This window comes from Streptomyces sp. NPDC093064 (assembly GCF_044754605.1).
Classification (GTDB): Bacteria; Actinomycetota; Actinomycetes; order Streptomycetales; family Streptomycetaceae; genus Streptomyces.
Map to the genome: position 1 here is coordinate 33,329 of NZ_JBIVPK010000035.1, position 25,544 is coordinate 58,872.

24 protein-coding genes and 1 pseudogene are annotated in these 25,544 nt (G+C 68.1%); 14 read left to right on the forward strand and 11 right to left on the reverse strand.

Features of this window, described 5'->3' with window-relative positions; genetic code table 11:
* Window positions 1-650: 650 nt before the first annotated feature.
* From ACIQFZ_RS30935 to ACIQFZ_RS30960, 6 genes are all read left to right on the forward strand, one after another.
* The gene (locus ACIQFZ_RS30935) at window positions 651-2,939 is read left to right on the forward strand and encodes an N-acetylmuramoyl-L-alanine amidase (protein ID WP_402692748.1); all 2,289 of its coding nucleotides are present in this window, start codon (window positions 651-653) and stop codon (window positions 2,937-2,939) included.
* Window positions 2,940-3,190: 251 nt separating this feature from the next.
* On the forward strand, window positions 3,191-3,739 hold the full coding sequence (locus ACIQFZ_RS30940; protein WP_402692749.1) for a DUF1524 domain-containing protein: 549 nt from the start codon (window positions 3,191-3,193) through the stop codon (window positions 3,737-3,739).
* A 73-nt stretch (window positions 3,740-3,812) separates the two neighbouring features.
* Window positions 3,813-4,097, forward strand: a complete 285-nt coding sequence (locus tag ACIQFZ_RS30945) for a hypothetical protein (RefSeq protein ID WP_402692750.1) — start codon at window positions 3,813-3,815, stop codon at window positions 4,095-4,097.
* A gap of 1,043 nt (window positions 4,098-5,140) precedes the next feature.
* Window positions 5,141-5,641, forward strand: a complete 501-nt coding sequence (locus ACIQFZ_RS30950; protein ID WP_402692751.1) for a DUF302 domain-containing protein — start codon at window positions 5,141-5,143, stop codon at window positions 5,639-5,641.
* 687 nt (window positions 5,642-6,328) lie between these two features.
* Window positions 6,329-6,484, forward strand: a complete 156-nt coding sequence (locus tag ACIQFZ_RS30955) for a hypothetical protein (protein ID WP_402692752.1) — start codon at window positions 6,329-6,331, stop codon at window positions 6,482-6,484.
* Between the two features lie 70 nt (window positions 6,485-6,554).
* Window positions 6,555-7,127, forward strand: coding sequence for a hypothetical protein (locus ACIQFZ_RS30960; RefSeq protein WP_402692753.1), 573 nt, complete (start codon window positions 6,555-6,557; stop codon window positions 7,125-7,127).
* Between the two features lie 119 nt (window positions 7,128-7,246).
* On the opposite strand, the gene ACIQFZ_RS30965 is transcribed toward ACIQFZ_RS30960, so the two are convergent.
* From ACIQFZ_RS30965 to ACIQFZ_RS30975, 3 genes are all read right to left on the reverse strand, one after another.
* Entirely contained in the window at window positions 7,247-8,047 is an 801-nt protein-coding gene (locus tag ACIQFZ_RS30965; protein WP_402692782.1) for a transposase family protein, read from the reverse strand.
* A 202-nt stretch (window positions 8,048-8,249) separates the two neighbouring features.
* A complete protein-coding gene (locus ACIQFZ_RS30970; RefSeq protein WP_402692754.1) occupies window positions 8,250-8,924 on the reverse strand; it encodes an SDR family NAD(P)-dependent oxidoreductase in 675 nt (224 codons plus the stop codon).
* A gap of 266 nt (window positions 8,925-9,190) precedes the next feature.
* On the reverse strand, window positions 9,191-9,664 hold the full coding sequence (locus tag ACIQFZ_RS30975) for a cupin domain-containing protein (RefSeq protein ID WP_402692755.1): 474 nt from the start codon (window positions 9,662-9,664) through the stop codon (window positions 9,191-9,193).
* Window positions 9,665-9,730: 66 nt separating this feature from the next.
* Between ACIQFZ_RS30975 and ACIQFZ_RS30980 the strand changes: the two genes are divergently transcribed.
* Together ACIQFZ_RS30980 and ACIQFZ_RS30985 are read left to right on the forward strand one after the other, a co-directional pair.
* Window positions 9,731-10,690: a DUF5937 family protein gene (locus tag ACIQFZ_RS30980; protein ID WP_402692756.1), complete on the forward strand. Its 960-nt coding sequence runs from the start codon at window positions 9,731-9,733 to the stop codon at window positions 10,688-10,690.
* Between the two features lie 763 nt (window positions 10,691-11,453).
* A complete protein-coding gene (locus ACIQFZ_RS30985) occupies window positions 11,454-11,609 on the forward strand; it encodes a hypothetical protein (RefSeq protein ID WP_402692757.1) in 156 nt (51 codons plus the stop codon).
* A gap of 305 nt (window positions 11,610-11,914) precedes the next feature.
* Here ACIQFZ_RS30985 and ACIQFZ_RS30990 read toward each other — a convergent pair whose 3' ends face one another.
* Window positions 11,915-13,714 (reverse strand): amidohydrolase, encoded by a 1,800-nt coding sequence (locus ACIQFZ_RS30990; protein WP_402692758.1) that lies wholly within the window; start codon window positions 13,712-13,714, stop codon window positions 11,915-11,917.
* 134 nt (window positions 13,715-13,848) lie between these two features.
* On the opposite strand from ACIQFZ_RS30990, the gene ACIQFZ_RS30995 reads away from it, so the two are divergent.
* Entirely contained in the window at window positions 13,849-14,835 is a 987-nt protein-coding gene (locus ACIQFZ_RS30995) for a LacI family DNA-binding transcriptional regulator (RefSeq protein WP_402692759.1), read from the forward strand.
* A gap of 275 nt (window positions 14,836-15,110) precedes the next feature.
* Here the strand turns inward: ACIQFZ_RS30995 and ACIQFZ_RS31000 are convergent, their stop codons facing one another.
* From ACIQFZ_RS31000 to ACIQFZ_RS31010, 3 genes and pseudogenes are all read right to left on the reverse strand, one after another.
* Window positions 15,111-15,302, reverse strand: a complete 192-nt coding sequence (locus tag ACIQFZ_RS31000) for a hypothetical protein (RefSeq protein ID WP_402692760.1) — start codon at window positions 15,300-15,302, stop codon at window positions 15,111-15,113.
* Window positions 15,303-15,425: 123 nt separating this feature from the next.
* The gene (locus ACIQFZ_RS31005; protein ID WP_402692761.1) at window positions 15,426-15,881 is read right to left on the reverse strand and encodes a VOC family protein; all 456 of its coding nucleotides are present in this window, start codon (window positions 15,879-15,881) and stop codon (window positions 15,426-15,428) included.
* Between the two features lie 83 nt (window positions 15,882-15,964).
* A pseudogene (locus ACIQFZ_RS31010) lies at window positions 15,965-16,195 on the reverse strand (IS630 family transposase); the annotation flags it as partial.
* On the opposite strand from ACIQFZ_RS31010, the gene ACIQFZ_RS31015 reads away from it, so the two are divergent.
* Window positions 16,159-16,575 carry an HAD family hydrolase gene (locus tag ACIQFZ_RS31015; RefSeq protein ID WP_402692762.1) on the forward strand — a complete coding sequence of 139 codons (417 nt, stop codon included), beginning with the start codon at window positions 16,159-16,161 and terminating at the stop codon, window positions 16,573-16,575. The pseudogene ACIQFZ_RS31010 and the gene ACIQFZ_RS31015 sit on opposite strands and share 37 nt — an antisense overlap.
* Before the next feature lie 759 nt (window positions 16,576-17,334).
* Window positions 17,335-20,988 carry an ExeM/NucH family extracellular endonuclease gene (locus ACIQFZ_RS31020; RefSeq protein WP_402692763.1) on the forward strand — a complete coding sequence of 1,218 codons (3,654 nt, stop codon included), beginning with the start codon at window positions 17,335-17,337 and terminating at the stop codon, window positions 20,986-20,988.
* A 407-nt stretch (window positions 20,989-21,395) separates the two neighbouring features.
* Here the strand turns inward: ACIQFZ_RS31020 and mihF are convergent, their stop codons facing one another.
* Window positions 21,396-21,710, reverse strand: coding sequence for an integration host factor, actinobacterial type (gene mihF, locus ACIQFZ_RS31025; RefSeq protein ID WP_402692764.1), 315 nt, complete (start codon window positions 21,708-21,710; stop codon window positions 21,396-21,398).
* Window positions 21,711-22,019: 309 nt separating this feature from the next.
* Here mihF and ACIQFZ_RS31030 point away from each other — a divergent pair, with 309 nt between their 5' ends.
* Window positions 22,020-22,373, forward strand: a complete 354-nt coding sequence (locus ACIQFZ_RS31030) for a VOC family protein (protein ID WP_402692765.1) — start codon at window positions 22,020-22,022, stop codon at window positions 22,371-22,373.
* Between the two features lie 561 nt (window positions 22,374-22,934).
* Here the strand turns inward: ACIQFZ_RS31030 and ACIQFZ_RS31035 are convergent.
* Window positions 22,935-23,093, reverse strand: a complete 159-nt coding sequence (locus ACIQFZ_RS31035) for a Tn3 family transposase (protein ID WP_402692783.1) — start codon at window positions 23,091-23,093, stop codon at window positions 22,935-22,937.
* A gap of 873 nt (window positions 23,094-23,966) precedes the next feature.
* On the opposite strand from ACIQFZ_RS31035, the gene ACIQFZ_RS31040 reads away from it, so the two are divergent.
* Window positions 23,967-24,176 carry a hypothetical protein gene (locus ACIQFZ_RS31040; RefSeq protein WP_402692766.1) on the forward strand — a complete coding sequence of 70 codons (210 nt, stop codon included), beginning with the start codon at window positions 23,967-23,969 and terminating at the stop codon, window positions 24,174-24,176.
* Between the two features lie 76 nt (window positions 24,177-24,252).
* The gene (locus ACIQFZ_RS31045; protein ID WP_402692767.1) at window positions 24,253-24,942 is read left to right on the forward strand and encodes a restriction endonuclease; all 690 of its coding nucleotides are present in this window, start codon (window positions 24,253-24,255) and stop codon (window positions 24,940-24,942) included.
* Between the two features lie 92 nt (window positions 24,943-25,034).
* Here ACIQFZ_RS31045 and ACIQFZ_RS31050 read toward each other — a convergent pair whose 3' ends face one another.
* Complete coding sequence (locus ACIQFZ_RS31050) at window positions 25,035-25,280, reverse strand: type II toxin-antitoxin system RelE/ParE family toxin (RefSeq protein WP_402692768.1); 246 nt, start codon at window positions 25,278-25,280, stop codon at window positions 25,035-25,037.
* Window positions 25,277-25,537, reverse strand: coding sequence for a type II toxin-antitoxin system Phd/YefM family antitoxin (locus ACIQFZ_RS31055; RefSeq protein ID WP_365437524.1), 261 nt, complete (start codon window positions 25,535-25,537; stop codon window positions 25,277-25,279). Before ACIQFZ_RS31055 ends, ACIQFZ_RS31050 begins: the two co-directional genes overlap by 4 nt.
* Window positions 25,538-25,544: the final 7 nt, after the last annotated feature.

Sequence of the window (25,544 nt, forward strand, 5' to 3'; positions counted from 1 at the left end):
CGCATAATCACGAAGAAGTCGGCGACGACGAGGAAGTAGCCCCTGGGCCTGCGCGCGCAGCAGATCGTTCAGGCTCTAACGGCGCCCCGGCAGCCCCTCCCGCAGATACGGACCGTGCGGTGCGCCGGGATGGGCGGGGGCCACTCGACTCGACGGCGGCAATCGGCAAGCGGGTCACCGAGCGGACCTGGGAACTCCCGGCCGTCGGCAGCCTTGCTGCGAGAGCGGTGGGCAGCCGTCGCGGCGCGCTGGCCGGGCACATCGCGGCTGTCGGCTGTGACTCCGAGACGGGCTGGTTCACCGTGTGCGCGGAGTCAAGGCCTGGACGACGAAGGTCCGGCTGGAGCAGGCCCGCGCCACCGAGGCCGCCAACTCATCGGCGAGCTGCGCGGTCGTCCGCTCCCTGCGGATTCTCCCGGCCGGGCCCGGGTCCGTGCCCGTTTCCGAGTTGACCGACGCTCCCCACCAGCGAGAGGTGAAAGGATCTTGAGTCGGAGAATCAGAGCTGTGGTCTGAATCACTTGGCGGCTTGGGGTGTGATGACGCAACCCTTAGTGGATCTTGAAGGTCTGCTGGGTGGGTCGCCCCGCCCTGCTGGTGCGATGTGACCTCGTTTTCTCACCCCTCACAAAGGACATCGCAGATCAATCATGGGTAGACCTCGCTATATCTGGGGTACGGCTGCCGTGGTCACGGCAGGCATTGTCGGAGGGCTCTTACTGACCACGGGCTCCGACCAGTCGGGCAACGACACCAATGGTGACGGCAAGCCGGGTCCGGTGAGGAGCCAGGCCCTCACCGCCGAGCTGCCGACGACCGAGCACGGCACCAAGGCCACCCTGAAGCAGCAGGAGACCGAGCCGTTCAGCATGCTCGGCATCACCTGGAGCGACCCCTCGTCGCGGATCGAGGGCACGATCGAGGCCCGCACCCGTGCCGTGGGATCCGGTCAGTGGTCGGACTGGCTGCGGCTGGACGGCCGTGGCGGTCAGGGCGAGGCGGCCGCCCGGCGCGGCGGTACGGAACCAGCCTGGGTGGGGCCCTCCGACGGGGTGGAGGTGCGGGTCACCGCGGGCGGACGTACGTCCGATCGTCTGCCTGCCGGGTTGCGCCTGGACATGATCGATCCGGGGAAGGGCGGCGGTAGCGGCACCGGAGCGATGGAACCGGCGGCCTTCAGCGTGGACGCGCCCGACGATCCGTCCGAGTCGCCCGACCCCACGGAGGGTCAACCGGCCGACTCCCCGCCGGCCGAGACTCCGGCCGGCGACGATCCCACCACCGATCCGGCCGAGTCCGAGACCCCGGCCGAGTCCACCCCGCCGAGCCAGGCGCCGAGTTCTTCCGCACCGGCCTCCCAGCCCCCGTCCACAACCCCCAGCCCCAGTGCCACCGCGCCCGCGGGTCCCCCGTCCACCGCGCCCAGGCCGACCATCGTGTCGCGGGCCGGGTGGGGCGCCGACGAGTCGATCAGTCCCGAGGCGCCCGACTACCTGCCCGGCGGAAAGATCAAGGCGGTGGTGGTCCACCACACCGCCGAGAGCAACAACTACACCTGCGCCGACGCCCCCGCGGTCGTCCGCGGCATCTACGCGTACCACGTCAAGCAGTTGGGCTGGAAAGACCTCGGCTACAACTTCCTCGTCGACAAGTGCGGCACGGTCTACGAGGGCCGCAAGGGCGGAGTGGACCGGCCGGTCATGGGCGCCCACGCCTACGGCTTCAACTCCGAGACCACCGGCATCTCCGTCCTGGGCACCTACACCGACGTCGCGCCGAGCGACGCCGCGCTGACCTCGGTCGCCCGAATAGCCGCCTGGAAGCTCGGGCAGTACGGCGTGGACCCGACCGGCACTACCACCCTCACCGCCGGTGACAGCGGCCGCAGCTACGCCGGCAAGACCTGGGCCAAGGGCGCGAAGCTGAGCCTGCCGGCCATCCACGGGCACCGCGACGGCTTCAACACCCAGTGCCCCGGCAACGCCTACTACGCCAAGCTGCCCACCCTCCGCGCCTGGGCCGCCGGCCCCGTCACCGGCCTGGCAATCAAGTCCGTCACCGGCGCCGGCCTGTCCGGCACGACGTACTACACCAAAGCCGCGATCACCGTGAACTGGGCGGCCACCACACCGTCCGCACTGATCACCAAGTACGAACTCCTCGTCGACGGACAGCCGGTGGCCACGGCCGCAGGAACCGCCACCTCGGCCAAGGCCACGCTGGCGCTCGGCAGCCACCAGGTGCAGGTCCGGGCCACCCACCAGTCCGGCAAGACGGCCACCTCCGCGGCGGCCACAGTCGTCGCGGAGACCACCGCTCCCACCTTCCCCACCAAGCCGGCCCTGGCACTGCGCTTGGGAACGGTGAACACGACCGCGGTCCCGGTCACCCTGAGCTGGAAGGCGGCCGACAACGCCGCGCTGAAGGAGGTCAGGCTCACCGCCCCGGCCGCCGCCACGTACGGGCCGACCACGACCACCGCCGCCCTCACCGCCAAGTCAGATGCGGCGAGCACCTGGTCCCTGACCGCGTACGACCAGGCGGGCAACACCGGCACGGCCACCGTGTCCGGCACCCCGGTCATCGTCCAGGAGACGGCCGCGACCAAGACCGGCACCTGGACAAGCAAGGCCTCGACCAGTTACCTGGGCGGCAACTCCTACACCAGCTCGGCCAAGAACGCCTCCCTGACCTGGACCTTCACCGGCCGCTCCGTGGCCTGGCTGGTATCCCGCGCCTCCACCTCCGGACAGGCCGACATCTACATCGACGGCACCAAGACCGCCACAGTCGACCTCAAGTCGACGACGACCAAGTACCGCGACGCGATCTGGACCAAAACCTGGCCCACCAGCGCGAAGCACACCATCAAGATCGTCGTCGTCGGCACCGCCGACCGCCCCGCCGTCACCACGGACGGCATCGTCTACCTCAAGTAAGACCCGCAGCACCCCGCTCCGGTGGCAGCCCCCGGACCCTGCACAAGCAGGACCTCCACTCCGGCTGCCACCGGACCCGCGTGTCAGCGTGAGACACAGGCCGCCCCGCCCCCGGTACGCTGCGCCGGAAGCAACCGGGCAGAGGGAGAGACTGCAGGCCATGGGACGTCAGAAGCTGTGGCGGGGGCGGAGCTTGGCTGCCGTGGCGATACTCACGCTGGCTGGCTGGCTGCACGGTCACCAACGATGCAGTGGATTCCAAGGCCAGTGACGCCGCGCCGTCCGTCTCGGCCAGCGCGCCGGGTGGTGAGGCCGACACGGGCACGCTGCCGGGCGTGCCGTCAGCTGAGCAGGCCCGTACGGAACTCGCCGGGCTGAAGGTCGCGCCGCACGGCTCGATGGCTGGTTACAGCCGCGCCAAGTTCCCTCACTGGGCTCAGCAAGGCGAGAAGTGCGACACCCGCGAGAAGGTGCTGGAGCGGGACGGTACGGGGATGCAGCGCGATGCCGAGTGCCGGGTGGTGTCCGGACGCTGGGTGAGCGTGTACGACGACAAGACGTTCACGAGCGCCTCCGACCTCGACATCGACCACGTGGTGCCGCTCGCCAATGCATGGCGCTCCGGCGCCGCTGGCTGGACGCAGGAGAAGCGGAAGGCGTTCGCGAACGACCTGACGCACCCGCAGCTGCTGGCCGTCTCCGCTGCCTCGAACAGGTCGAAGGCGATCAAGGGCCGGACGAGTGGCAGCCGCCGTCCAAACCCTACTGGTGCACCTATGCCCGGGCCTGGGTGTCGGTGAAGGCGACGTACGAGCTGTCGGTGACCGCAGCCGAGAAGAACACGCTCACCGACATGCTGGGTACCTGCCCCTCATGAGCGACCACGACCCCCAGCAGGAGCAGCTCGTCGACGAGGTGAAAGCCGGGCCCGGCGGCGCGATGACCGACGAAGTCGGCGTCATCACCGGCGACCTCACCATCGCCACCCGCCTCCTGCCCGACGGGCGCGCCGGCATCACCATCCAGTACACCGACGCCGACGAGTGGTACACCCTCACGGGCAGCCCCGTATTGGTGCCACCAGCCGGATTGGCCGCACTGCACGAGCAGGTCCTGGAACGAGTCCGCCACGGCGGCGGTGCCGAGGCCCCGCGCTGAACGAGCAGGCCGGCAGAGGCGGGAGATCCGGCCGTTAGTTCGATCATGAAGAGAGTCCTCCTCGCTCTGCTGCATCGTCGAGTACCGCCTACGCAACTCCGGGCCACGCCCGTCCCTACGCGCCGACGACATCGGCTGACACCGTCGGCTCAGCGGGCCCGGACAAACCCGGTCCCGCCCAGGTCCGATGAGCAGCGGGCCGGCGATCAGCGCGACGCCGCGTCGAGCGCATCAAGCCGATGCGGCGAGTTCGCCACCTTTCACATCCATCTGCGCTCTTGAAGACTTTCCATAGCTGCGAAGCGGGGCTTCAGCATGTTGAGCGATGGCCTGGGGCATGTGGCGTTCTGTCACCGGCGCACTCGCACATTGACCATTCACGGCCGGAAGGGCGGGAGGGTGACCAGGAGCGACTCGGTTCGGGGAGCCGAGCCGTGCGACGTGGCAAGCATTCGAAGCGAGGTCGACGCACACTTGGCTGCCTTCGTTGACGGGAAGGCGGGCGATGCAGCCACATACCGGCTGCCCGGTGAGATGGTCGAGGTACTGAGCAGCTTCTTTTTCGCGGGCGGCAAGCGAATCCGCCCTGCATTGTGCGTCATCGGCTGGCATGCCGCCAGCGGGCCAGGTCCGGCCGGGCCGGTAGTACGTGCGGCGGCCTCGCTGGAGATGAGGCACACGTGCCGTTCCCGTTCCCGTTCGCGACGCGCCGAACCCGAAGGGCAAGCGCGGGAACCCCCTGATCTGCCTGACCTTGTACCGCGCGCCGAGCCAGCTTCGATGAGTCAGGCCCAGTAGCCTTGGTCTTGCGGACGCGGGCGCGCCAGAGACGGTGGCGCAGCGTGTCCGACTCGGCGCCCCGCACCCGAAGGGTGCAGGCCGGCCAGACCGCCGGCACTGCAAAATACCGGCTCATAAAGCTGCAGTCAGGTGGCTGATATCGCAGTTCCCCGTGCACATTCACAATAAAACGGACAAGCCGTGACGATGAAAACACGTAATGTCTCACGTGACCGTCGGCGCAGAGAAACGGGCGGATAACCATGTCAGCTCAGACGACACAGACCCACTTCGACGGGGTGCTCGTCACAATTCGCTCCGATAAATCGTATTTCGAGGTTACTGAGGCCATCGAGTCGAAGTTGCAGCGCTTCTCGATCACCAGGCAGATGGAATACATGACACACAAAAACCGCGAGGGGTTCGAAGCCTACGTCACAAGGATTACGGCGCCAAGCAACTACACCATCTTTTTCGATTTTGAGCAGGGACCAGCGATGAGACTGGCCGGAATCCCGATCGAGTCCAAGTTCTACCTCGTCGGCAACCCCGTCATTGCCCGAGGCTTGTTCCAGTACACCGGTGCGGCCGGCCTAGGGGCACCGGTGCGTATCTCCGTGTCCCAGCGCGACGGTGAGCAAACACGTATCGACGTGGACCAGCCCTCCGCCTTCTTCAGCCAATTCCATGAAATGCAGGGATCAGATGTTCCCGGGCGGCTGGACCACGAGCTGGTCGGGATCTTCGAAGCCGCCGCCGCCTAACCTGATCACCTCGAATCGCAGGAAACGGCCCGTGGCGGCCTCGCCCGCCCGACCTGCGGGCGCCCCGCACCCAAAAGGTGCAGGCCCGCCAGACCGCCGACACTGCAAAATACCGAGGCCGTTGCCCTCACACTCAACAACAGGCCCCGCAAAACCCTTGCCTGGAAGACACCCGCCGAAGTCCTCAATGAGCACCTACTCTTGATCCAAGAGACCGGTGTTGCGACGACCGGTTGAGTCCGCGTAGGAACTCCAGGTCTGGAAGCCGTGCCTGTCGTGTTCCGGGGCACCACCGAACTGACGGAATGTCACGAATCGCGCCTCATGCGACTACGCCGAAGCCTGCCCGCTTACCGGGTAGCGCCAGTTCGGCGAGGCACGACGAACCCAGGCCAGCCTCGATGCGGTTATGGCTGCGCCACTCGTCGGTTCAGCTTCGAGCCCCCTTCTGAAACCGCGAACCCACGGCCTTCCGCCAGTTCGCCCACACAGCGGCGCCCGCCCGCCCGGCCGTGGATACCGACCGCCTCTCCTACCTGAAGTGCGTCCGCATCATTCGCCGCAGCGTCGCCTCCCAGCTCGGAGCGACCACCACCAAGCTCACCCGCTCCTACGCCAAGGCCGAGCGGGAGGCACGCAGTCGCCTCCTCCCGGCCCGCCGCAGCTGGTGGACCAATGACAAGAGCCGTGGCCGTGGATACCTCCGGTGCTACGGGTTTACCTGCTGGCGATCCCGGGGACACCCTCGGCTTCTCGGCGATCCTCACCGGGAACTGGGCCTGCCGCAGGTCGGAGTGCCTCGACATCGAGGAGTCGTTCTCCGGTGGCGGCACCTATCGCTGACCGACGCTGAACCTACGGTGGGGCGCGTCCGCCGGGCGGACGCGCCCCACCCTTCTTCAACATGGACGACATGGAGACATCACTCATGCGGGACCATCCCGAGCGCTTCGCCGCCTGGCACGCGTGCGTGGCATGGCAGTTGGACGCCGGGCGGTCGGCCGACCTCCAGGACGACGAGTACCGCTCCTGGGCGTACGAGGTCTACTGCCGGCACGGCGAGATCCCGGAGGCCGCCTTCGCTGACCTCCTCCACCTGCGCCAACTCCGGTTGTCCGAGCGGGCGTTGAAGTCCCTGGCCGACCGGGATCCCCGGTCTGGGGGCCACGGAGAGGCCCCCGAGCCGTATGCCGAGAGCCCCGGCGAGCAGTTCCCGACGGGGCTCGTGAACGTGGGCGATGAGCGGATCGGCTCGTTCCTGTGGCAGGAGATCGTCGCGGACGTCGGGCGCGGGGTCCAGGCCCATGTCGCTGAGGCGCGCGGCAAGCTCTGGCCGGTCTGCCCGGAGCACGGCCGTGGTCTGCACGCCGCCGCGACGGGAGGACGGGCCGGCTGGTGGTGCCTGGCGACCGACCACCTGGTGGCGTGGGTCTTGGACCCGGACCCGGCGCCCGACCCGTCCGCCCCGGATCACCTCCTGCGGTAGCCCTTGTGGCCCGTCACCTCGGCGATCCAGGTGATGAAGTCACCGGGGTCGTTGTCGGCGCCGTGACCGGCGTCCCAGTGCGCCTTTCCCGGTAATGGATCCCGACGTTGTGTGATCGTTCAGATGGTTCGGTCGTATTCGAGCTGGAGCAGGACGAGGGCTGCGGCGGCGATCTGGGTGATGCGGCTGGGGTCGAGACTGACCCGCCGCAGGGCCTTGAAGGTGGTCTTGAGCAGGGAGTTGGCCCGTTCGCACACGCCGTGGACACCTCGGATGACCTTGTTGTAGGTCTGCTGGGCCTCGGTCAGCTCGCCGCCCGCGGGCTTCTTGACCGGGTGCCGTAGGCCGTCTCCGGCGTTCTCGTACCCGAGGTCGACCAGGGTCGGCACGCCCAGTTCGGCGGCGAGGACGTTCAGGGCGTCGAGCAGGCCGTGGTGGCGGGCGCAGGTGGTGTCGTGCTCGCGGCCCGGGCGGACCGGGGAGACCCAGATCGGCCAGCCGTCCGGGGTGGAAATGACCTGTACGTTCCCACCGTGATGGCGGTGTTTCCCGGACCACCACAGGTCCGCGCCATTGGAGCCGGGAGCAGCGACGCGATCGGTGCGGACCACGGTGCCGTCCAGGTTCAGATGGGTCAGCCCGGCCGTCTTCGCCCGCTCCAGCGCGGTGTTCAAATCCGGCGCCCCGGCCGCCAGGACGGTCAGCCCTTCGTGCAGGTACCGGTAGGCAGTGGAGGACGACAGGCCGTTGTCACGGGCGAGTTGGGCCAGACGGGTGCCGTCGAGGAACCAGCGCAGGATGAGCACGGCCTGCCGGAAGCAGCCCAGCGCACGCCGCCCTCGGCGGGTGCCGATCGCCGCACGGTGGTCACGCAGCAACCGGGCCAGGTGCTCGGCAGTGGACCGCCGGACATCGAGCACGGCGGTGTAAATGACACCGGTCGACACGTGAGGCCCCTCGGTCGGATCTTTCTGTCGCAAGATCAGCAGCCCGAGCAGACAGTCACCTCACAGCGCCGAGGTCAGTAATCGCTGTCGGTTGTCCCACGGCGCCGCGGTCGGCCACCGCCGTACTGGCGGATCAGGGATCAGCGGTGGTGGGACGGGGAGGGCCGGGGCGGCGTCACACGGTGAAGACGCGCTCGACTTCGTCGCGTTGCGTGTGCAGGTCCCAGTAGAGGGGGGCGACTTCCTCGGCCGAGGCCGCCGGTGCTCCGGGCGGGCCGTCCGTGCCGATCCACACGCCGATGGCGACGTGCGCGGCCTGGACGCCGGTGTCGGCCAGTTCCTTGTGCAGGCTGAGTACCCAGTTGCGCAGCGCGGCCTGGGCGGCGTTGAGGTTGCCGAGCATCGGAGTGGGGTCGACCGAGCCGGCGCCGTTGGTGTAGAGCAGGGTGCCCGCGCCGGCCTCGCGCATTGCGGGCAGCACGGCCCGTGTGGCGGCAATGGCCCCGTAGAGCAGGAAGTCCATCGCCCACTGCACATCGGACGGGTTGGTCTCGGACGGAGCGGTGAGCGTCGTGGATTCGATGTTCCCGGCTGGGGAGTACTCCAGGACGTCGATTCCGCCGAAGCGGGTGGCGGCGTCCTTGAGCGCCTGGGTGAGTGCGTCATGGTCGAGTACGTCCGCGGGGAACGCGGCGGCGGTGATGCCGTCGGCGTCGAGCTGGCCGACCAGGTCGTTGAGCTTGTCGCGGTTGCGGGCGATGAGAGCGACGTCGAAGCCGTGGGAGCCGAAGGTACGGGCGATGGCCAGGCCCATACCGGGGCCGGCTCCGACGATGGCGATGCTGGGCACAGTGAATCCTTTGCTGGGAAACCCGTTGGGAAAGGGGTGGATCAGGCGACGGTGAGCGCGATCTTGCCGAGCGTGCCGGCGCCGAACGCGTCGCCAGCCTGTTCCAGGTCGTAGGCAGAGATCACCAACACCTTGAGGGCCACTGCGGACGAAGTCGGCCTCCGGACCCGGCTCGGCGGTGGCGATCACGCGCGGGAGCAGTTCTACGACCGCATTCCAGGTAGCGGGGTGGGCCGGGGGCGGGGCACATGCCGTTGTCGGTGCTCTCACCGCCCGTAGTCGTCGACGAAATGGTTGTCGTGGGCTTCGTGAAGCCGGCTCAGGTCACGCTCGTTCACAGTGGCGAGCTGTGCGAAGTACTCCTCCCGCGGTACACCTGGCGAGAGTGCCATCAGGAGGGTGGCAGGTTCGGCGCGCTCCTTGCGGAGCGCGTGGACGTCACCCACCGCGGCATGCGTGGTGTCGCCGGGCCGCAGGGTTCGCCAGGCCCGCCCATCGAAGTAGTCGATTTCACCTTCTTCAACGATGAAGGTCTCGCTGAAGGTCGTGTGAAAGTGCGGGGCAGGTCCCCGGCTGGAGGGCGACATGCGCCACCGGTAGATGCTCACGATCCCGCTGGTCTCCGCCGGGCCGGCGAGGACTTCGATGGTCGATCCGCTGGCGCCCAGCCGGATCGTTCGCGTCTGTTGGGCTCGCTCGGGTTCCTTGGAACACCGGGCTATCGACTCCGTGTCGGTCATGACCCGAGTCTCGGGGCTTCGCCGTTCTGCTCGCGCTCACTTCGGCGGTGGCCTAACAATGGTGGAGTGATCCGCTACCGATTGGGCGTTGGTGCTGCGAGTGTGCGGTGGGCGATGTCGCCGATCCACGAAGTGGTCAGTCTCGCCCAGCTCTTGACCGAACCGCAGCGTCACCCGATGTTCCACCCGTGGCTTCGCCGTCGCCGCCGTCTCTCGCTCCCCGACCTGGGGGCGCTCACGGTCTTCATGGCCGATGGCGCGTATCGACCCGACTTCCTTGACCCATCGCCGATGTCCAGTGAGCCAACGTTCGAGGAAGGCATGGATGCCCTCCTCGCCGCGCCGGCGGACCAGACGTACGCCGAGCTGGTCGACGCAACGAGGGGGCGCGGGGCGGAAATGGGCCACCGACTGCTCGAAGACCCCGACCGAGCCAGGTCCAAGGCCGCCGATGCGCTGCGCCGCCTCTGGAAGGCAGTTGTCGAACCGGAATGGCCGTCCATGCGGCAGGCTCTGCGTGCCGAGATGCTGGATCGGGCCATCCAGGTCAACCGCGAGGGGCTGCGCGCAGTCCTTCCGCGCCTGCACCCTTCCGCTGCGTGCGAAGGCGACACCATCACCGTCGAGAAGACCGTCGACATCGACGTCGACTGCCCTGAAGGACTCATTCTCGTACCGTCACTGTTCATCACCGACCGGATGCAGTGCACCACCTCGGACCACTGGACTCCGGCGATCTATTACCCGGCATCCGGGCGGTACCTCTGGGCGGCACCTCCCACTCCGAGGTCGCTTGACCGTCTTCTGGGAGTGACTCGATCGAGGATCCTGGCCGCGCTCGCCACTCCGCTGCAGACGACCGTTGTGGCCAGGCTGGTGAGCGTCACCCCCCCGACGGCCAGCGAACACCTGGCAATCCTGCGAGACGCCGGGTTGATCGACAGCAGCCGGGCCGGTCGCACGGCCACGCACGAGCTCACCAAGGCTGGACGTGCTCTCCTGGACGCGGCCTCGCCGCGGCCATGACAGGTCGGGGAGCTGCTGGTGGTCAGTCAAGCGCGGCGCCTACCGCAACCAACCCCCTCGACGGCCCGCACGACGCCGTCGCCGACTGCAAGCCGCTGCCCGCGAAGCCCGAACAGATGACCCCAGCCGTCCCCGCCGACCACTGGTGATCCTTTGCGTCCCGCTTTTGAGTGCGAACAGGTTCTGAGAGCCGATCCGGACCCGACCGGGCCAGGGAAGGTGCTGTTCGCGTTCTTCGTGGCGATGGCGGATACCGAGCGGGAGAACATCCGGGAGTCGACGTTGGAGGAGCTCGACACCGCGGCCCGCAAGGGCAAGCACGGCGGCCGGCCACCCGTCATGACCGACGACATGCTGCACACCGTGCTGCGGCGCCGGGCACTCGGTGAGTCCGTCGAGCAGATCCAGCCTGACCTGTTCGTCCCCACCGGCAAGCGCAAGGGACCCCTCACAGGTGCGCGCCGCCAACTTCCACGCCGGTCCAGACGGCATCCGCTGGGGAGCGACGGAGGGGGCGCAGTCGAGCATCCAGCGCATCGACACAACTGGCGGGCAACCGACCATCGAGCCGGTCGACCTCGCAGTCAACGGCGAGCCGCACCCAGTTGCGTACCACTGTGGCCACTGACGGGTCGCAGTTGATCGTGCTCACTCACCAGGGCTGGTTGCAGATCCGTGACGGACGCACGGGGCACTGCGTCGGGAAGTTCGCGTTGACCGGCCGTACCCCCTCGACTTCCACGAACACACGGAAAAAGTCGAGATGCCCGACCTCGCCACCGGCGGCGGCGTCGTGCACGTGTCGCTGCCGCGTGGCGGCCGTCTGCTCACCGTCGACCTCGACAGCGGCAAGGTCGTACGGCGGCTCGACCTCGGCGGCACGCCGACCCGCATCATCCGGTTGTCGACGACCCCATAGCACCGTGAACCGATGCTGGCCTCCCGATCGGAACGCACTCGGCCGGGAGGCCGACATCGGCGCAACACCGCTCGGCCGACATGAGCGCTTGTCCAGTAGGGCCCACCGGAACTTGGCACCTGGCTCGGCGGGGGAAGCAGGGCGTGGAAGTGACGGACGAGGTGGTTCGGGGCGGGTGTCACACTTCTCCCCCTGCTGGGCGATGCGCGGGGTGAAGGCAAAAAGATCTTGAGTCCAGGCCGTTGTCGCGCCGGCCGGGCCCGGAGTTCTTGCCGGGCCCGGCCGCCTCCGAGGGCCTAGATGGCTCAGCGCAGGTCGGCGACGCTGCCGTGAACGATCCTGCCTCCGACCATGGTGATCAGGACCTTGGTGTTGGCGATGTCCTCGGCGGGGATCTTGAGGATGTTGCGGTCGAGGACGATGAGGTCCGCGAGCTTGCCGGCCTCGATCGACCCGGTGTCGTTCTCCTGGTGGAGCTGGTAGGCGCCGTTGCGCGTGGCGGCGCGGATGGCGGTGCGGCGCTGCAGGGCCTGATGGGGCGTCATCGGACCGTATGCAGCGTACGGGCTGCCGCGCAGTGCCGTGCGTGTGATGACCGTGCGCAGTGCGTCCCATTCGTCGAGCGGGTCCACGGGCCAGTCGCTGCCCAGGGAGATGATTCCGCCCGAGCGGAAGATGGCGCCCTCGGGTTCGTAGTTCTGCCAGCGCTCCTGCCCGAGGTACGGCTCGACGGCATCCACCGAGTCGGGGCCGGGCTTCGCCCAGTGGAAACCCATGGCCGCGATGACACCGAGTCTGGCGAACCGCGGTATGTCGGCGGGGTTCACGAGTTCGGCGTGGGCGACGGTGAGCCGGTTGCTGCGGTAGCCGGCCCTGCGTACGCCTTGGTAGGCGTCGAGGGCGACCCGCACGGCGTGGTCGCCGATGGCGTGGACGTGCGGGTCGATGCCGGCGGCGGCAAGCTCTTTCATCAGGGAGTTGAGCCGGTCGGGCGGCCAGTACACCGAGCCCTTGTTGGTACCGGGGACCCAGTGGTCGTGGTCGTGCACGAGATACGGTTCGAGTACGCCCGCGGTCTGCGCCGGGTACTGCAAGACGCCGTCGAGGAACATCTTGGTGTTGCGGACATGGATGTCCGGGGCAGCACGCAGGAGTCCGGTGTCGTAGGTCCCCCGGAGCTCCTTGACGCGCTGGACCGGGCGGGAGTCGGTGAGGTCGACCAGCACGGCGAAGTGGGCCCGAGCGGTGAGGCGACCGCGCTCGGCGAGCGTGGTGAAGGCCTGCAGAGAGCCCTCCGACGCGGCGGCGTCCATGAAGGTGGTGACGCCCTGGGCGCGCAGCGCGGCCAGGGCGGCCTCAGCGTAGCGGACGTTGTCCTCGGCGGTGGCCGGCGGGATCTTGGACCGGACGAGGTCCTGGGCGCCGTCCTGGAGTATGCCCGTGGGTTCTCCGGTGGCGTCGCGCTCGATGGTTCCGGTGGCGGGATCCGGTGTGCTCCCGGTGATGCCCGCCAATTGCAGGGCCCTGCTGTTGGCCAGCGAGGTATGCCCGTCGCTGGAGCTGATGAGGATGGGCCTGCGGGTCGTGAGGGTGTCCAGGTCGGCTCTGGTCACCTTGGTTCCGGCAGGCCGCATCGCCTGCAGGTACCAGTGCGAGCCGGTGACCCAGCCGTCCGGCTCCTGGGCTGCCGTCGTGTCGAGGTAGGCCTGAATCGTCGCGCGGAACTCGACGACGGTGAGCGGCGCGTACTGGAAGTCCAGGCCGAGCAGTCCGCGACCGCCGCTCAACGGATGGATGTGGCCATCGTGCAGACCGGGCATCAGCATCCGGCCGCGCAGATCCACGACTTGGGTCCGCTTCCCTATGTACGCCGAGGCGCTGCGGTCGGTTCCGACGTGGACAATACGGCCACGGGTGATCGCGAGCGCCTTCTTGATGCTATTGCGGGCATCAACGGTGTAGATGTAGCCGTTGAGCAGTACGGTGTCCGCTTCATGCGCCTGCGCCGCCTCGGCGGACCCGGCCAGGCCGGTCCCGGTTACGGTCATTGCGGCCGTCGCCGCGATTCCGGCCAGCACAGCGCGGCGAGCGGGGGTTCTGTCCAAGGCGTCCTCCTGATCAGCGAGCTGACGGGCAGGTCCACACGCTCGCTGGTTGCACCGGCAACCACAACAGCCGTTTCAGCACTGATTCCGCAGAGTTCTTCACTGTCGGAGACGGATTTCGTAGCCTGCTCGCCATGAAACGTGTACGGATCGTGGATGTGGCCGTGGCCGCAGGTGTCTCCCGTGCCACGGTCACCAATGCGCTCAACGGCACCGGCCGGATGATGGAGGCCACCCGGCAGCATGTCCGGGCGGTGGCGGCCGCGTTGGACTACCGGCCGCCCGGTCTCGTCCACCGGCCGGCCCACAGCCGCACGCTCGCCCTGGGCGTGACCACGTATGGCGACAGGGTGTGGAACTTCGCCGACGTCCCGTACTTCTCCCAGGTGATCAGCGGCGCGATGGCCACCGCCCATGAGCGGGGCTACGGGCTCACGGTGCTGCCCGCAGCACCGAGCAACGAGCAGTGGACGTCACTGGCCGCGGACGGGGTGCTGCTTCTCGACCCCCAAGAGAGCGATCCCGTGGCGCACCTGCTGTGCGACGCGCGCGTGCCTCTGGTCTTCGTCGGCAGGCCCGTGGAGCCCTGGCCAGACGGGAGTTGGGTGGACAACGACCATGTCGGGTCGGTGCGGGCGGTGCTCGACGGGCTGCGCGCCCAGGGCGCCCGGCGGATCGCCCTGATCGCGGGCCCCGGCACCGACCACTACACCCGTACCTGCATCAACACCTATCGCGTGTGGTGCGGTGAGCACTCCGCTTCTCCGGTCGTCGTGGCCATGAGCCACCCGAACCTGGCCGGGGCAATGTTCGGCGGCTCCCAGCCGCCCGATGCCGTCTACGGCATCTACGACACCTGCGGCCACCTGATGCTGGAGGCAGCTGAGAGGCATGGCCTTCGCGTGCCCGACGACCTGATGATCGCCTGTATGAGCGAGGACCCCGGGTACGCCGCGACCGAGCCTCCTGTCACCACCGTGTCCCACTCGCCCCGGCTCGGGGCTCAGCTCGCCGTGGAGGCATTGATCCAGCTTGTGGAGACAGGGACTTCCAAGACGGCGTCGCTCGTCCCGGCACGCCTCGTGGCGCGCCGATCGACCGAACGCCGGCGAACCGGCTGACTTGGATCCCGTACGCCTTCGCGGAGGTGACGTGTCGTCTCACGCGCTGCCGGAGCGGAGGCCCGGTCCCCGGCGATCAGGCCGCACCACGCCATGCTCGGCAAACCTCGCCCTCACCGGAGAACGGGCCCGCACCCCAGGAGGCAGCCAAATGTCCGTCAAACCTGCTCCCCAGGGCTACAACACCGTGACGCCGTGGATCATCTCTCGCGACTGTGGATCACTGCTTCCGGAAGGAAGGTGTACCTTGAACCGTTCCGGGTTTGATCGAGACTCTAGGTCGTGACTGTGACCTGGGGTTCCGTGGTTGCTCGGTAGTAGTTGGTCTCGTATTCGGCGGGTGGGATGTGCCCGATCTCACCGTGCAGTCGGCGGTGGCAGTACCAGTGCTGCCGCTGGGCGAACGCGGCCCACTCGTCGTCCGTGAGATCACCCCGGTCATCCCGCCTGTCTACCGTCCCGAGCAAGCCGGGACAGCAAAAACGGCCAACCCGTGATCCCAACTCGGCACACTCCCTAGTGCGCTGACCACGAACGTTCGCCGGGGGACGCCCTGTTGTGTGGCGGGTGGTGGCTGGCTCAGGTGCGGTTCAGGCGAACCAGTTGTTGCGAGTGGCGCTTAAGCTGTCTGGCGGCGGGTCCGGGAGCAGCTGGAAGAACTTCCATGCGTACTCGTACGGATCGAGGCATTCGACGTACCGTTCGCCCCATGGTGCGTCGACCGGGCCGGTGGTGACCTGGCATCCGGCCGAGCGGCAGTAGTCCGCGGTCGCGTCGATGTCGGTCACCTCGATGCCGATGACCACACCGAGGCCCCGCGGGCTGGTTCTCGTCATGCGTTCACGGTCGCTGTCGGGAAACGGCATGCCGACCAGGGCATCGACGAGCAGCTGGAGGTCACCGCGTCTGAGGATCGCCATGACCGTCCGGCCGTCGGGATTGGATATTGATCCGGTCTGCTCGAAACCGAGCCCCTGATAGAACGTGGCCGCCTCGGTCACATCCTCGACGCGGAGTCCTACCCGGATTGGAGCCTCTTCGGTCATTGCGCCTCCGTTTGGCGAGCGGTCTCACACCGTCACGATGCAGGAGTGAGGGGAGCGGTGGCCAGTAGAAGATGTGGGTCTGGTTACGCCGCCTTGGGCCGGGGGCGGCCCCAGCGTTGCTGGCGTTCGCTGCGAATGCGGGCGCGTTCCCGGCGCTGGGCGTTCAGCACATCGGGGTGGCGGGCGTTGGCGTTGCGCCACCGCAGGTACTCCTGGAGCTTCCGGGCGAGCACGGTGTGGTTGGGGTGATCGGAGCTGCCCGTGACGAACGTGCGTAGTGGCCCGAACTGGGCCTCGATCGGGTTGGCCCACGACCCGCCGGCTTCCCCGAGCACCGCGTCTGGCTGTTCTCACCAACGGGGACCCTGAGCAGCAGCGCGCCAAGCTCGCCCGCTTCGGCCTCCTCGAATACTTCGAAGCCGTCCTGATCCCGACCGAACTCGGTGCGGCCAAGCCCGTCGCCTACGCCACCGCCTGCCGGCGGATGCGGACGGACCCCGCGAAAGCTGTCAACGTGGGCGACATGCTGGAAAGCGACGTGAACGCAGCCGCCCTCGCCGGGCTCACCGGCATCTGGCTGGACCGCGGCATCGACTTCGTCACCGGTGGACCATCGCCGACGGCAGACGAGACGGTGCTCCGCATCGAACGGCTCACCGACCTCCCCGACCACCTATCACGCACGAACACCTGACCGGCTCTCATGATCCGTCGTAAGTGAGCGCCCCCGGGCATCGCCTTCCCCGGGGCACGCGTCAGTGGGTTCCAAGCACGTTGCTTCGCCCGGCTGCGGCCCACGCCTTCGTCTCCGAGGAGCCGGCCGATGACTTCTCCTCGTGGTTCGAGAAGCCGCTCAAGGGCGAGGGGCCGGAGAACCCGCAGTGGGTCCGGTCGCACGAACTCGACCGCGACGGCAGCGGCTACTCCACCGGCCGCGGTCTCGGCAGTGACATCGGGCCGGGGCCGCAACTCCTCCACCGCGGCATGCAAGTCGAGGATCTCCCGCTGCAGGGAGGCGAGTCCGGTCCGGGCTTCCTTCAGGACGGTACTGAGCTCCTCCTTGATCTCCCCAGCTGCTTCGCGCAGCCGGTCCGGCACGTCCTGCCGATCAAGACTCATACTCAACGGCCGTTCGCTCACGTTCCGTTACTCGAGTTCTCGAAGCGTGAAGGACGGCCGTGTCACGTGCTCCCGGAAACAGGAGAGCTCAGTAGGTCGGGTGACGCGCGAGGTTGAACAGCGAGCTGAGGCTGGTCCGCTGACGCAAGGTGTGATCGACCACATCAACCTGACACCCGTTCGTACAACGTTCCGATCGCTCTTGGAGAAATCGGGAGGACATTTCACATGCCGTTCGCATCGCGGTCGGGAGCCGCTGGTTTCACTCCCCTTGCATTGCGCGGGTTCCAGCTCCACATGTGGCCTGTTTCTCTCTAGTTTCAGGAGCAACTTCATGTCTCTGCCCCTCCCGAGAATCTCCCGGTCCCGCCGGGCGCTGGTCGGAGCCACCGCCATCGCGATGGCCGTGACAGGTCTCAGCGGCTTCATAGCCGCACCTGCAAGTGCCAACCCGGCTGGTACCGGACTGGTGATCAACGAGGTGTACGGCGGCGGTGGCAACTCCGGTTCCACCTACACCAACGACTACATCGAGCTCTTCAACCCGACCGGCGCGGCCGTCGACGTGAGCGGCTGGGCGGTGTCGTACTACAGCGCCAAGGGCAACCTCGGCGGGTCGACGCCCCTCTCGGGCAGCGTGCCGGCCCACCGCTACTACCTGATCCAGGAGGCACAGGGAGCCGGCGGCACCACGCCGCTGCCCGCCCCCGACGCGATCGGTCAGCTGGCGATGTCGGCGACCGACGGCTCGGTGACGCTGACCGATGCGACCGGCGCCGTCATCGACACGGTCGGCTACGGCACGGGCGCGATCGCCGAGGGCGGAGACGCTCCCGCGCCGAGCAACACCATGGCCATCACCCGTGCGACGCCCGGGGTGGACACCGACAACAACCGCGCCGACTTCGTGCTCGCGGCGCCGAACCCGCGCAACTCCACCTTCGACGGCAGCACCATCGGCAAGCTGGCCGTCGGCAGGATCGGCCCCCGGACCGCCACCGTCGGCACGGCGTTCTCCTTCACGCCCACGGCGACCGGCGGCACGTCGCCGTACACCTGGAGCGCGACGGGCCTGCCGGCCTGGGCCTCGATCGACAAGGCCACGGGCCGCATCACCGGCACCCCCGACTCGACCGGCTCCGCCTCGGTGCAGCTGACCGTCACGGACAGTGCGGGTGCCACGGAACACGCGACGTTCACGCTGAAGACCCAGGCCGCCGGCGCCAGCGCCGACCACGTGGTCATCAGCCAGGTCTGGGGCGACGGCGGCTACACCAACGCGCCGTTCGCCAACGACTTCATCGTCCTCTACAACCCGACGGACAGCGCGGTCGATCTGACCGGCTACTCGATCGCCTACGGCGCATACAACCGTGGGGCCGGCGCGCCGCTGAGCGACTACCCGATCTCCGGAACCATTCCGGCGCACGGCCACTTCCTCATCAAGGCAGGCGCCGACGCCGCCGGCGCCGGTGCCGATCTGCCGACGCCCGACGCGACGATCTCGCTGAACATGAACTACAGCGGTTCGTTCGTCGCACTGCTCGACACGACGACGACCCCGACGCTTCCAGCCGGCGATATCACGGGCACCGCGCACATCGTGGACGCGCTCGGCTACGGCGACGCGAACACCTTCGAGGGCCAGAACCAGGGCACCAACCTCGGCGTCGACGTGGCTGCGCTGCGCAGCCCCGAGGGCATGGACACCGACGACAACCGCGCCGACTTCACCACCGGACAGCCCGCCCCGGTGAACTCGGCTGGTGAGACCGGTCAGGGCGACTCGAGCGGTGACGCCGGAGAGGTGACAATCGCCGAGATCCAGGGCACCAACACCGACACCTCGCCGTTGGCGGGCAAGACGGTCACCACCAAGGGTGTCGTCACGGCGGTGTACGCGACCGGCGGGTTCAACGGCTTCTACATCCAGACCGGAGGCACCGGCGGCACCGTGGCCGACGACAAGACCCCCGGAGCCTCGGACGCCGTGTTCGTCTACGGGTCGCAGTCGGCCGGCACCGTGACCGTCGGCGAAAGCGTCCAGGTGCGCGGTACGGTCCAGGAGTACGCGGGCACCACCGAAATCACCTTCCCGACCGTCACGAAGCTGTCCACCCCGCTGCCGCCCGTCACCCCTCTCAAGATCGCGTGGAGCGACCTGGAGACCGACGCCCAGAAGGAAGCGCACGAGGGCGAGCTCATCGCTCCCCAGGGCGACTTCACGGTGACGGACAACTACAACACCAACTTCTACGGCCAGATCGGGCTGGCCGCCGGCGACAAGATGCTGCGCCAGCCGACGGATGCGGGCCCCGCCGGCAGCGACGCCGCGCAGAAGCAGGCCGACTACAACGCTTCCCACGCCATCACACTCGATGACGGCGCCAGCGTCAGCTACACCGCCACCGGCGCCGCCGCCAACGACCCGCTGCCCTGGCTCACCTCCGACAACCCGGTCAGCGTGGGTGCGAAGGTGACCTTCCACAAGACCGTTGTCCTGGAATACCGCAACTCGCTGTGGAACTTCCAGCCCACCGGCCAGGTCAACGGCGCCGGCACGGACATCGTCTCGTTCTCCGACATGCGCGCCCAGAAGGCGAAGCCCGCGGCCGTGGGTGGCAAGGTCCGCCTCGCGACCTTCAACGTGCAGAACTACTTCCCGATGACGGGCGACCAGTACATCGCCAAGGGCCTGGGGAAGTGCTCCTTCTACAACGACCGCCAGGGCAACCACATCGCGGTCAACGACTGCGGTGCCGGCGGCCCGCGCGGCGCCGCCGACGAGGCCAGCTTCCAGCGGCAGCAGAACAAGACCGTCACCGGCATCATCGACCTCGGGGCCAGCATCGTCTCGCTCGAGGAGGTCGAGAACTCGGCCAAGTTCAAGGAGGACCGCGACACGGCGCTCGCGGGCCTGGTCGACGCCCTCAACGCCAAGGCGGGCGCCGGCACCTGGGCCTTCACGCCGTCGCCGGCGGCTGAGGACCGGCCGGCGGTGGCCAGTGAGGACGTCATCCGGACCGCGTTCATCTACAAGCCGGCCGATGTCTCCCCGGTGGGAGCCTCGCACATCCTGAAGGACCTCTCCGGTCCCGGTCAGGACTTCTCCATTGCGCGCGAGCCGCTGGCCCAGGGCTTCAAGGCCGTCGGCGCTGCTGACTCCGACGCCTTCCTGGTCGTGGCCAACCACCTGAAGTCGAAGGGCGGAACCGCCGCCGGGCTCTACCCCGGCGACAAGGAGGACACCCGCCCCGCCTACAACCAGGGCGCCTACAACGAGACCCGCACACACCAGGCGCAGGACTTGGTCGCCTTCGCGCAGGAGCAGGCGCAGGCGCTGAAGACGGACAAGGTGTTCCTCGCTGGCGACTTCAACGCCTACAACCACGAGGACCCGATGGAGTACCTGTACAGCCAGGGCTACAGCGACCTCGGGTCGGCGTACGACCCGAACCACTCGTCCTACTCCTTCCACGGCCTCGAGGGCTCCCTCGACCACATCGTCGCCAGCCCGGCCGCGAAGTCGATGGTCACCGGCGCGACGGTCTGGCAGATCAACGCCCAGGAGTCGGTCGCCTTCGGCTACAGCCGCTACAACTACAACGTCACCCAGCTCTTCAACGCCAACGACCCGTTCGCGGCCTCCGACCACGACCCGGTCATCGTCGGCCTCAACACGGCGTCGGAGTCCGGGAAGGTCGCTTCCAAGGTCGACCTCAAGGCCACCCCGAACAAGGTCGTGGTGAACAAGACCGAGGTCATGGCGCACGTGACGGTCACGGCCACCGGTACCACCCCGACCGGCACCGTCACGGTGACCGTCGACGGCCAGACCTACAGCGCCAAGCTCAGCGACGGCGTGGCGAACATCAAGCTGCCCGTGTTCCACGACGCTGGCAAGCACGTCGTGACCGTGAACTACTCCGGGGACGCCAAGGTGGCCGCCGGGACGGCTGAGGCAACGGTGACGGTCGACGCCAAGTAAGCGCACAAGCACTGACGTGTGGCACTGACTACGGGAGCCTGCCCTTCACGGGCAGGCTCCCGTTCCGTCTGCCCAGGATCGCGGCGATCGGGGTCCCAGCAGGAACGGAACAGAGAACCGGCGTAGCTGTCAGAACTTTTGACAGGCGCTTCGCCCTCCGCTCCCGAAGCTACGACGAAGCCGCGAGTGATGCTCTGGCCATTGGTCCCTCGGGTGGGCACGGTCCCGGTAGCGTCCCGCCGTACGCGATGCACGCTTTCTGCGTGGCCGAACCCCGTTGGGCCGACGAACGGTTCCGGGTTGGCGGGCCGGCGAACTGGCCGGAGCGCTGAGAAGGGAGCTTCGGTCGCCTTGATGAGGATGACCGGTACAAGGAGATCAGCCCGTACGCCCTGCGTGAGCGGTAGTCAGCTCTTGGGCGCGAACCGTTCGAGGAGCCGTTCACGCTGCTGGATGCCCAGGCCGCGCACGCGGCGGCTGTCAGAGATCTCCATGTCGGTGAGGAGCTTCTGGGCCCGGACCTTGCCGATGCCGGGGAGGGATTCGAGCAGGGCGCGGACCGTCGTCTTGCGGATGGCCTCGGAGTCGCTGGCCAGCACCTCGCGCAGCGACAGCTTGCCGTGCTTGAGTGCGTCCTTCACCTGGGCCCGCTCCTTGCGGGCGGCGGCGGCCTTGTCGAGTGCGGCCCGGCGCTGTTCGAGCGAAAGCGGCGGCAGAGCCATGAGGGGGTTCATCCTCTCGTCGTGCGAAGTGGAACGCTCATCATGTCCTCGCCGCTAAGGCTTTGACCAGCATGTTTACGGGGTTTACACGGTCTCTTCGGCGATGGGGACGCTCTCGGACCGTTTATGCGAGTCACTCGGTGTCCGGGTCGGTGTTGCTCGGGTGGGTGCCCGTGAGTTCCCACTCAAGCATCCTCATCCGCTCGACCTCCTGGCGGACGACAGCGACCATCCTGGCGTCGAACTCATGGTCGGGGAAGAGTGGCGGCTTCGCGGGGTGGGCCGCCGGCCCTGTCTATGCTCAGGCCCATGGCACTGGAATGGGAACAGATCATCGTCGACTCCGCCGACCCCGTCGCTCTCGGGCGCTGGTGGGCCGAGGCTCTCGGCTGGGTAGTGGTCGACGAATCCGAGGAGATCATCGAGATCCGGCCTGAGCCGGACCAGATGCCGGGCCTGCTCTTCGTGCCTGTCCCCGAGGGCAAGACGTCGAAGAACCGGCTCCACCCCGACTTCCGCCCCGACGACCAGGAAGCCGAGGTCGCCCGGCTGCTCTCCCTCGGTGCCCGGCGCGTCGACACCGTGCAGGACGAGCAGCACTGGGTGACCCTCCGCGACCCGGAGGGCAACGAGTTCTGCGTCCTGAGTGAGCGGAAGAGCTGAGCGGAGGCCGGGCAGTTGTCCGGGGCCCCGAAAGTTCTGCTCCGGAAGTGACCAGGGGCTGCTTGCCAGCCGCTCGCGTGTCTTTGGCCGACGCGGACGAACCTGACGCGGTCTACTTCGGGCCCTGGGTATCGGTGAGGAGGTGCAGGAGCCGGGCGAAGCTGCGGCAGTCGCCGCCGTCAAGAACCGGATGTCGGGCTTGCTCTCGCCGAACCAAGCACGACAGGCACAGGCCGCTTCTGCGGACGTGGCGGCTGGTCCAGAGACCGAGTTCGAGGCCGGACCGGTAGCGGCCTGCGGTCCTCCCTGGGCAGGCGCCACCACCGCGGCGAGGCCAGCACGGTGACCCAGGCGCGGTCCTTGGGCACCAAGCATGTCCAGGACGCTGCAGTCAGCCGGGGTCGCGCCGCATGGACAAGAGCACGGGTCGAGGTCCCTTCGGGTGTCCTGGCTGGTCAGGCTGCCTGGCCGTAGCCGTCGCTGGTGGGCGGCTCGTCACCGCGGAGCTGGCTGAAGTCGACGTCCAGGTGCGGGTCGTATGCCTCGGGCTGGAGGCCGAGTTCATGGGTGGAGTACTCGCCGAAGCGGCGGATGTGCTCGGTCAGGTACGGCGACGTGGGCCAGGTCCTCGGGGTCGATCTCCCATCCCTCCTCCTGGAGCTGGCGGACGAACTCGGCGATGTCCAGGGCGTTGTGGAAGATAACCGCGTTGGTGAGCAGCGAAGGCTCCTCCGACGACGGATATCGTCCTCATCCGGAGATGCATGGCCTTCGTCTTGACGGCCTTCTTGTCGTACCACTTCTGGTGCTGAGACAGCCTCCCCTCCACGTAGTCCTGCGCCGCGGTCACAGGCCGGGAGACAGCGGGGTGAGCTTCGAGTGACTGACCGTCATCCGTTCCTGCCATGCGTGGAAGTACATCGGTGGTGGAACGACGCAGTCAACTCGGTGACTCTGCCTTGGAGCACCAGTTTGGAAGATCGCGTACGCGGACGGCTGCTGAGCTGGCAAGGCGCTGACCTGTGCGTTCCTCGCTGAGTCCCCGTCCCTTCCCGCGTCTCCCCGTGAGGTGCCGCCGTATCGGGCACGCGGCGGGCACACTCAATCGTCGGCCTGCTGATCCTCTTCGTTTCGAGGAAGGGTCGATGCGATGGACGACGCAACCGCGAACCAGCCGAACCCGAAAGCCAGACCGTCCCATGGCTGCGGCAACACGGACTGGAGCCACCTGGTCGCCGCGCAGATGAGCACGAGTACCAGGATCAGCAAAGGGCGCCGGACAAAGTGCCTGACTATCGCGATGAACGATGCGCCGAACTGCCTCAGTCCCCCTTGACACGGCGCGCCGGGGGTGTCCCACTCCTGTAGAGCCTCGCGCCGACTGCCGGTGCTCGGCTTCATGAAAGTCGCATACGTCGCCGTGCCCGTCCACGACTGATCCGCCGCGTGGTATTCGGCCAGGCCCGATGGCTTTGTGCCATTCGTCGGCAACCCGCCTCCAACATCACTGAGGCCCGGCTACATAAGAAGGCTGGGGTGGCGCGTTGCCGTCCCCGCGTGGGGATGGCCGGTCGGTGGGGGAGGTCGGGACGGTTGCTGACCATCAACGTGGCGGTGCTGCTCGCAGTCATCGTGTTCTTCCGGCTGCGGCGGCGTACGGAGGCCCGCAGCCGCTTCGACGAGAAGCTGACCGTCGTCATCGTCCTGGCGCTGGGCGTCCTGATCGCACCCACCCCGGCGGGCCAGGGGATTTTGAACATCTTGGGACAGCTTGCGGGCGGCGTCACCCGGGCCGGTCGATGAGCCCCCGCACACGCAAGGGCCGGCCGGCGCCAGTCGGCGCCCACTGCGGATCACGGGTCTGGGGAGTGGGGGAGTGATGGCAGCACGTCGACCTCGCTGGCGCTTGAAGAAGCGGACGCGCAGGCAGTTACAGGGCTGGGGTGCGGTGGCGGCGGTGGCCGCCGCGGTGTGGGTGGCCGGGCACTGGTCGGTGGTGTGGCCCGTCCTGGTGGTCGTACTCTCCGTCGCCGTGGTGGTGGGAGCCGGCTGGGCGCTGTTGCGGGCGCACCGTCGCGCGGTCGGCCAGGACCGCGCGTGGCGGGCGCAGGAGGAGGCCATTGCGCGGGAGTTGTCGATGGCCGAGGTCGACGCGTTGTCGTGGCAGGAGTTCGAGACGTACGTCGCCGATCTGTGCCGGCGGGACGGCTGCACGAAGGTCGTCGTCAGCGGCAAGAGCGGCGACCTGGGCGCGGATGCCGTCGGCTACCTGGCCGACGGCCGCAAGTTGGTCGTCCAGTGCAAGAAGTATGCGCCGCACCGGAGTGTGTCCTCGCAGGCCATGCAGAAGTTCGTCGGCACCGCCCGTCTCGAACACGGCGCGGACGTCGCCTTGTTCGTCACCACCTGCCGCACATTCACGAAGGCCGCGCTGGGCCTGGCGCTGCGCCAGGACATCGTGGCCCTGCACCGCGACCTGCTGGGCTCCTGGGTCAAGGGCGCTCATCTGGAAACCTTGATCCCGTTGAACGGAAGCGGCGGGGGCACCAGGCGGCGCCCCTCTGCCTGACCGTGACACCCAGTGGCCGCCTGACAAAAGACGTGAGGCCAGGTGTCCCAGGGGCGTGACGGGACTCTGGCCTGGCTTACGGATGGGACTGGTCAGCGCACGCGTCCGAGATGGATGACACTGACGCGGATCTGCTGGTCGTTGATCTCGTACATCACGCGGTAGCGGGCCACGTGGATGCGGAGCAGGTCGGCGCTGCCGAAGGCGCCGTCGGGGCGGGGGTTGTCGGCGAGGCGGTCGACGGCGGTGAACACCTGCCGTACTCCGTCGGGGTCGTCCTTGGCGAACCGCTCTGCCTGGGTGAGGGCCTCGGGCTCCCAGATGACCTCGTAGCTCACGCCTCAGTACCGCCGAACACGCGCCGGTACGCCTCGTCATGGGAGACGCCGGCGTCCTCGCCGCGGGCCTGGCGGGCCCGGTAGGCGGCGAGGGCCCGCAGCTCCTGCAATTCCAGGGCGTCGGCGGGGCTGACCAGTATGGCGACGGTCTGTCCGTGGTCGGTGATGGCGACTGGTTCACGGGTGGCGCTGACTTCGCGCGCGATGGCGCCCAGGCGGGCGCGAGCTTCCACGATCGAGTAGGTCGTCTCCGTCATGCACACC

Bases quoted from the DNA above. Each gene is read 5' to 3' on its own strand.
- ACIQFZ_RS31005 (WP_402692761.1), bottom strand. From the start codon at position 15,881: ATGACCGAAGAGGCTCCAATCCGGGTAGGACTCCGCGTCGAGGATGTG.
- ACIQFZ_RS30960 (WP_402692753.1), top strand. From the start codon at position 6,555: ATGGAGACATCACTCATGCGGGACCATCCCGAGCGCTTCGCCGCCTGG.
- ACIQFZ_RS30995 (WP_402692759.1), top strand. From the start codon at position 13,849: ATGAAACGTGTACGGATCGTGGATGTGGCCGTGGCCGCAGGTGTCTCC.
- ACIQFZ_RS30935 (WP_402692748.1), top strand. From the start codon at position 651: ATGGGTAGACCTCGCTATATCTGGGGTACGGCTGCCGTGGTCACGGCA.
- ACIQFZ_RS30945 (WP_402692750.1), top strand. From the start codon at position 3,813: ATGAGCGACCACGACCCCCAGCAGGAGCAGCTCGTCGACGAGGTGAAA.
- ACIQFZ_RS31020 (WP_402692763.1), top strand. From the start codon at position 17,335: ATGTCTCTGCCCCTCCCGAGAATCTCCCGGTCCCGCCGGGCGCTGGTC.
- ACIQFZ_RS31045 (WP_402692767.1), top strand. From the start codon at position 24,253: ATGGCAGCACGTCGACCTCGCTGGCGCTTGAAGAAGCGGACGCGCAGG.
- ACIQFZ_RS30975 (WP_402692755.1), bottom strand. From the start codon at position 9,664: ATGACCGACACGGAGTCGATAGCCCGGTGTTCCAAGGAACCCGAGCGA.
- ACIQFZ_RS31055 (WP_365437524.1), bottom strand. From the start codon at position 25,537: ATGACGGAGACGACCTACTCGATCGTGGAAGCTCGCGCCCGCCTGGGC.
- ACIQFZ_RS30950 (WP_402692751.1), top strand. From the start codon at position 5,141: ATGTCAGCTCAGACGACACAGACCCACTTCGACGGGGTGCTCGTCACA.
- mihF (WP_402692764.1), bottom strand. From the start codon at position 21,710: ATGGCTCTGCCGCCGCTTTCGCTCGAACAGCGCCGGGCCGCACTCGAC.
- ACIQFZ_RS31030 (WP_402692765.1), top strand. From the start codon at position 22,020: ATGGCACTGGAATGGGAACAGATCATCGTCGACTCCGCCGACCCCGTC.
- ACIQFZ_RS30985 (WP_402692757.1), top strand. From the start codon at position 11,454: ATGCCCGACCTCGCCACCGGCGGCGGCGTCGTGCACGTGTCGCTGCCG.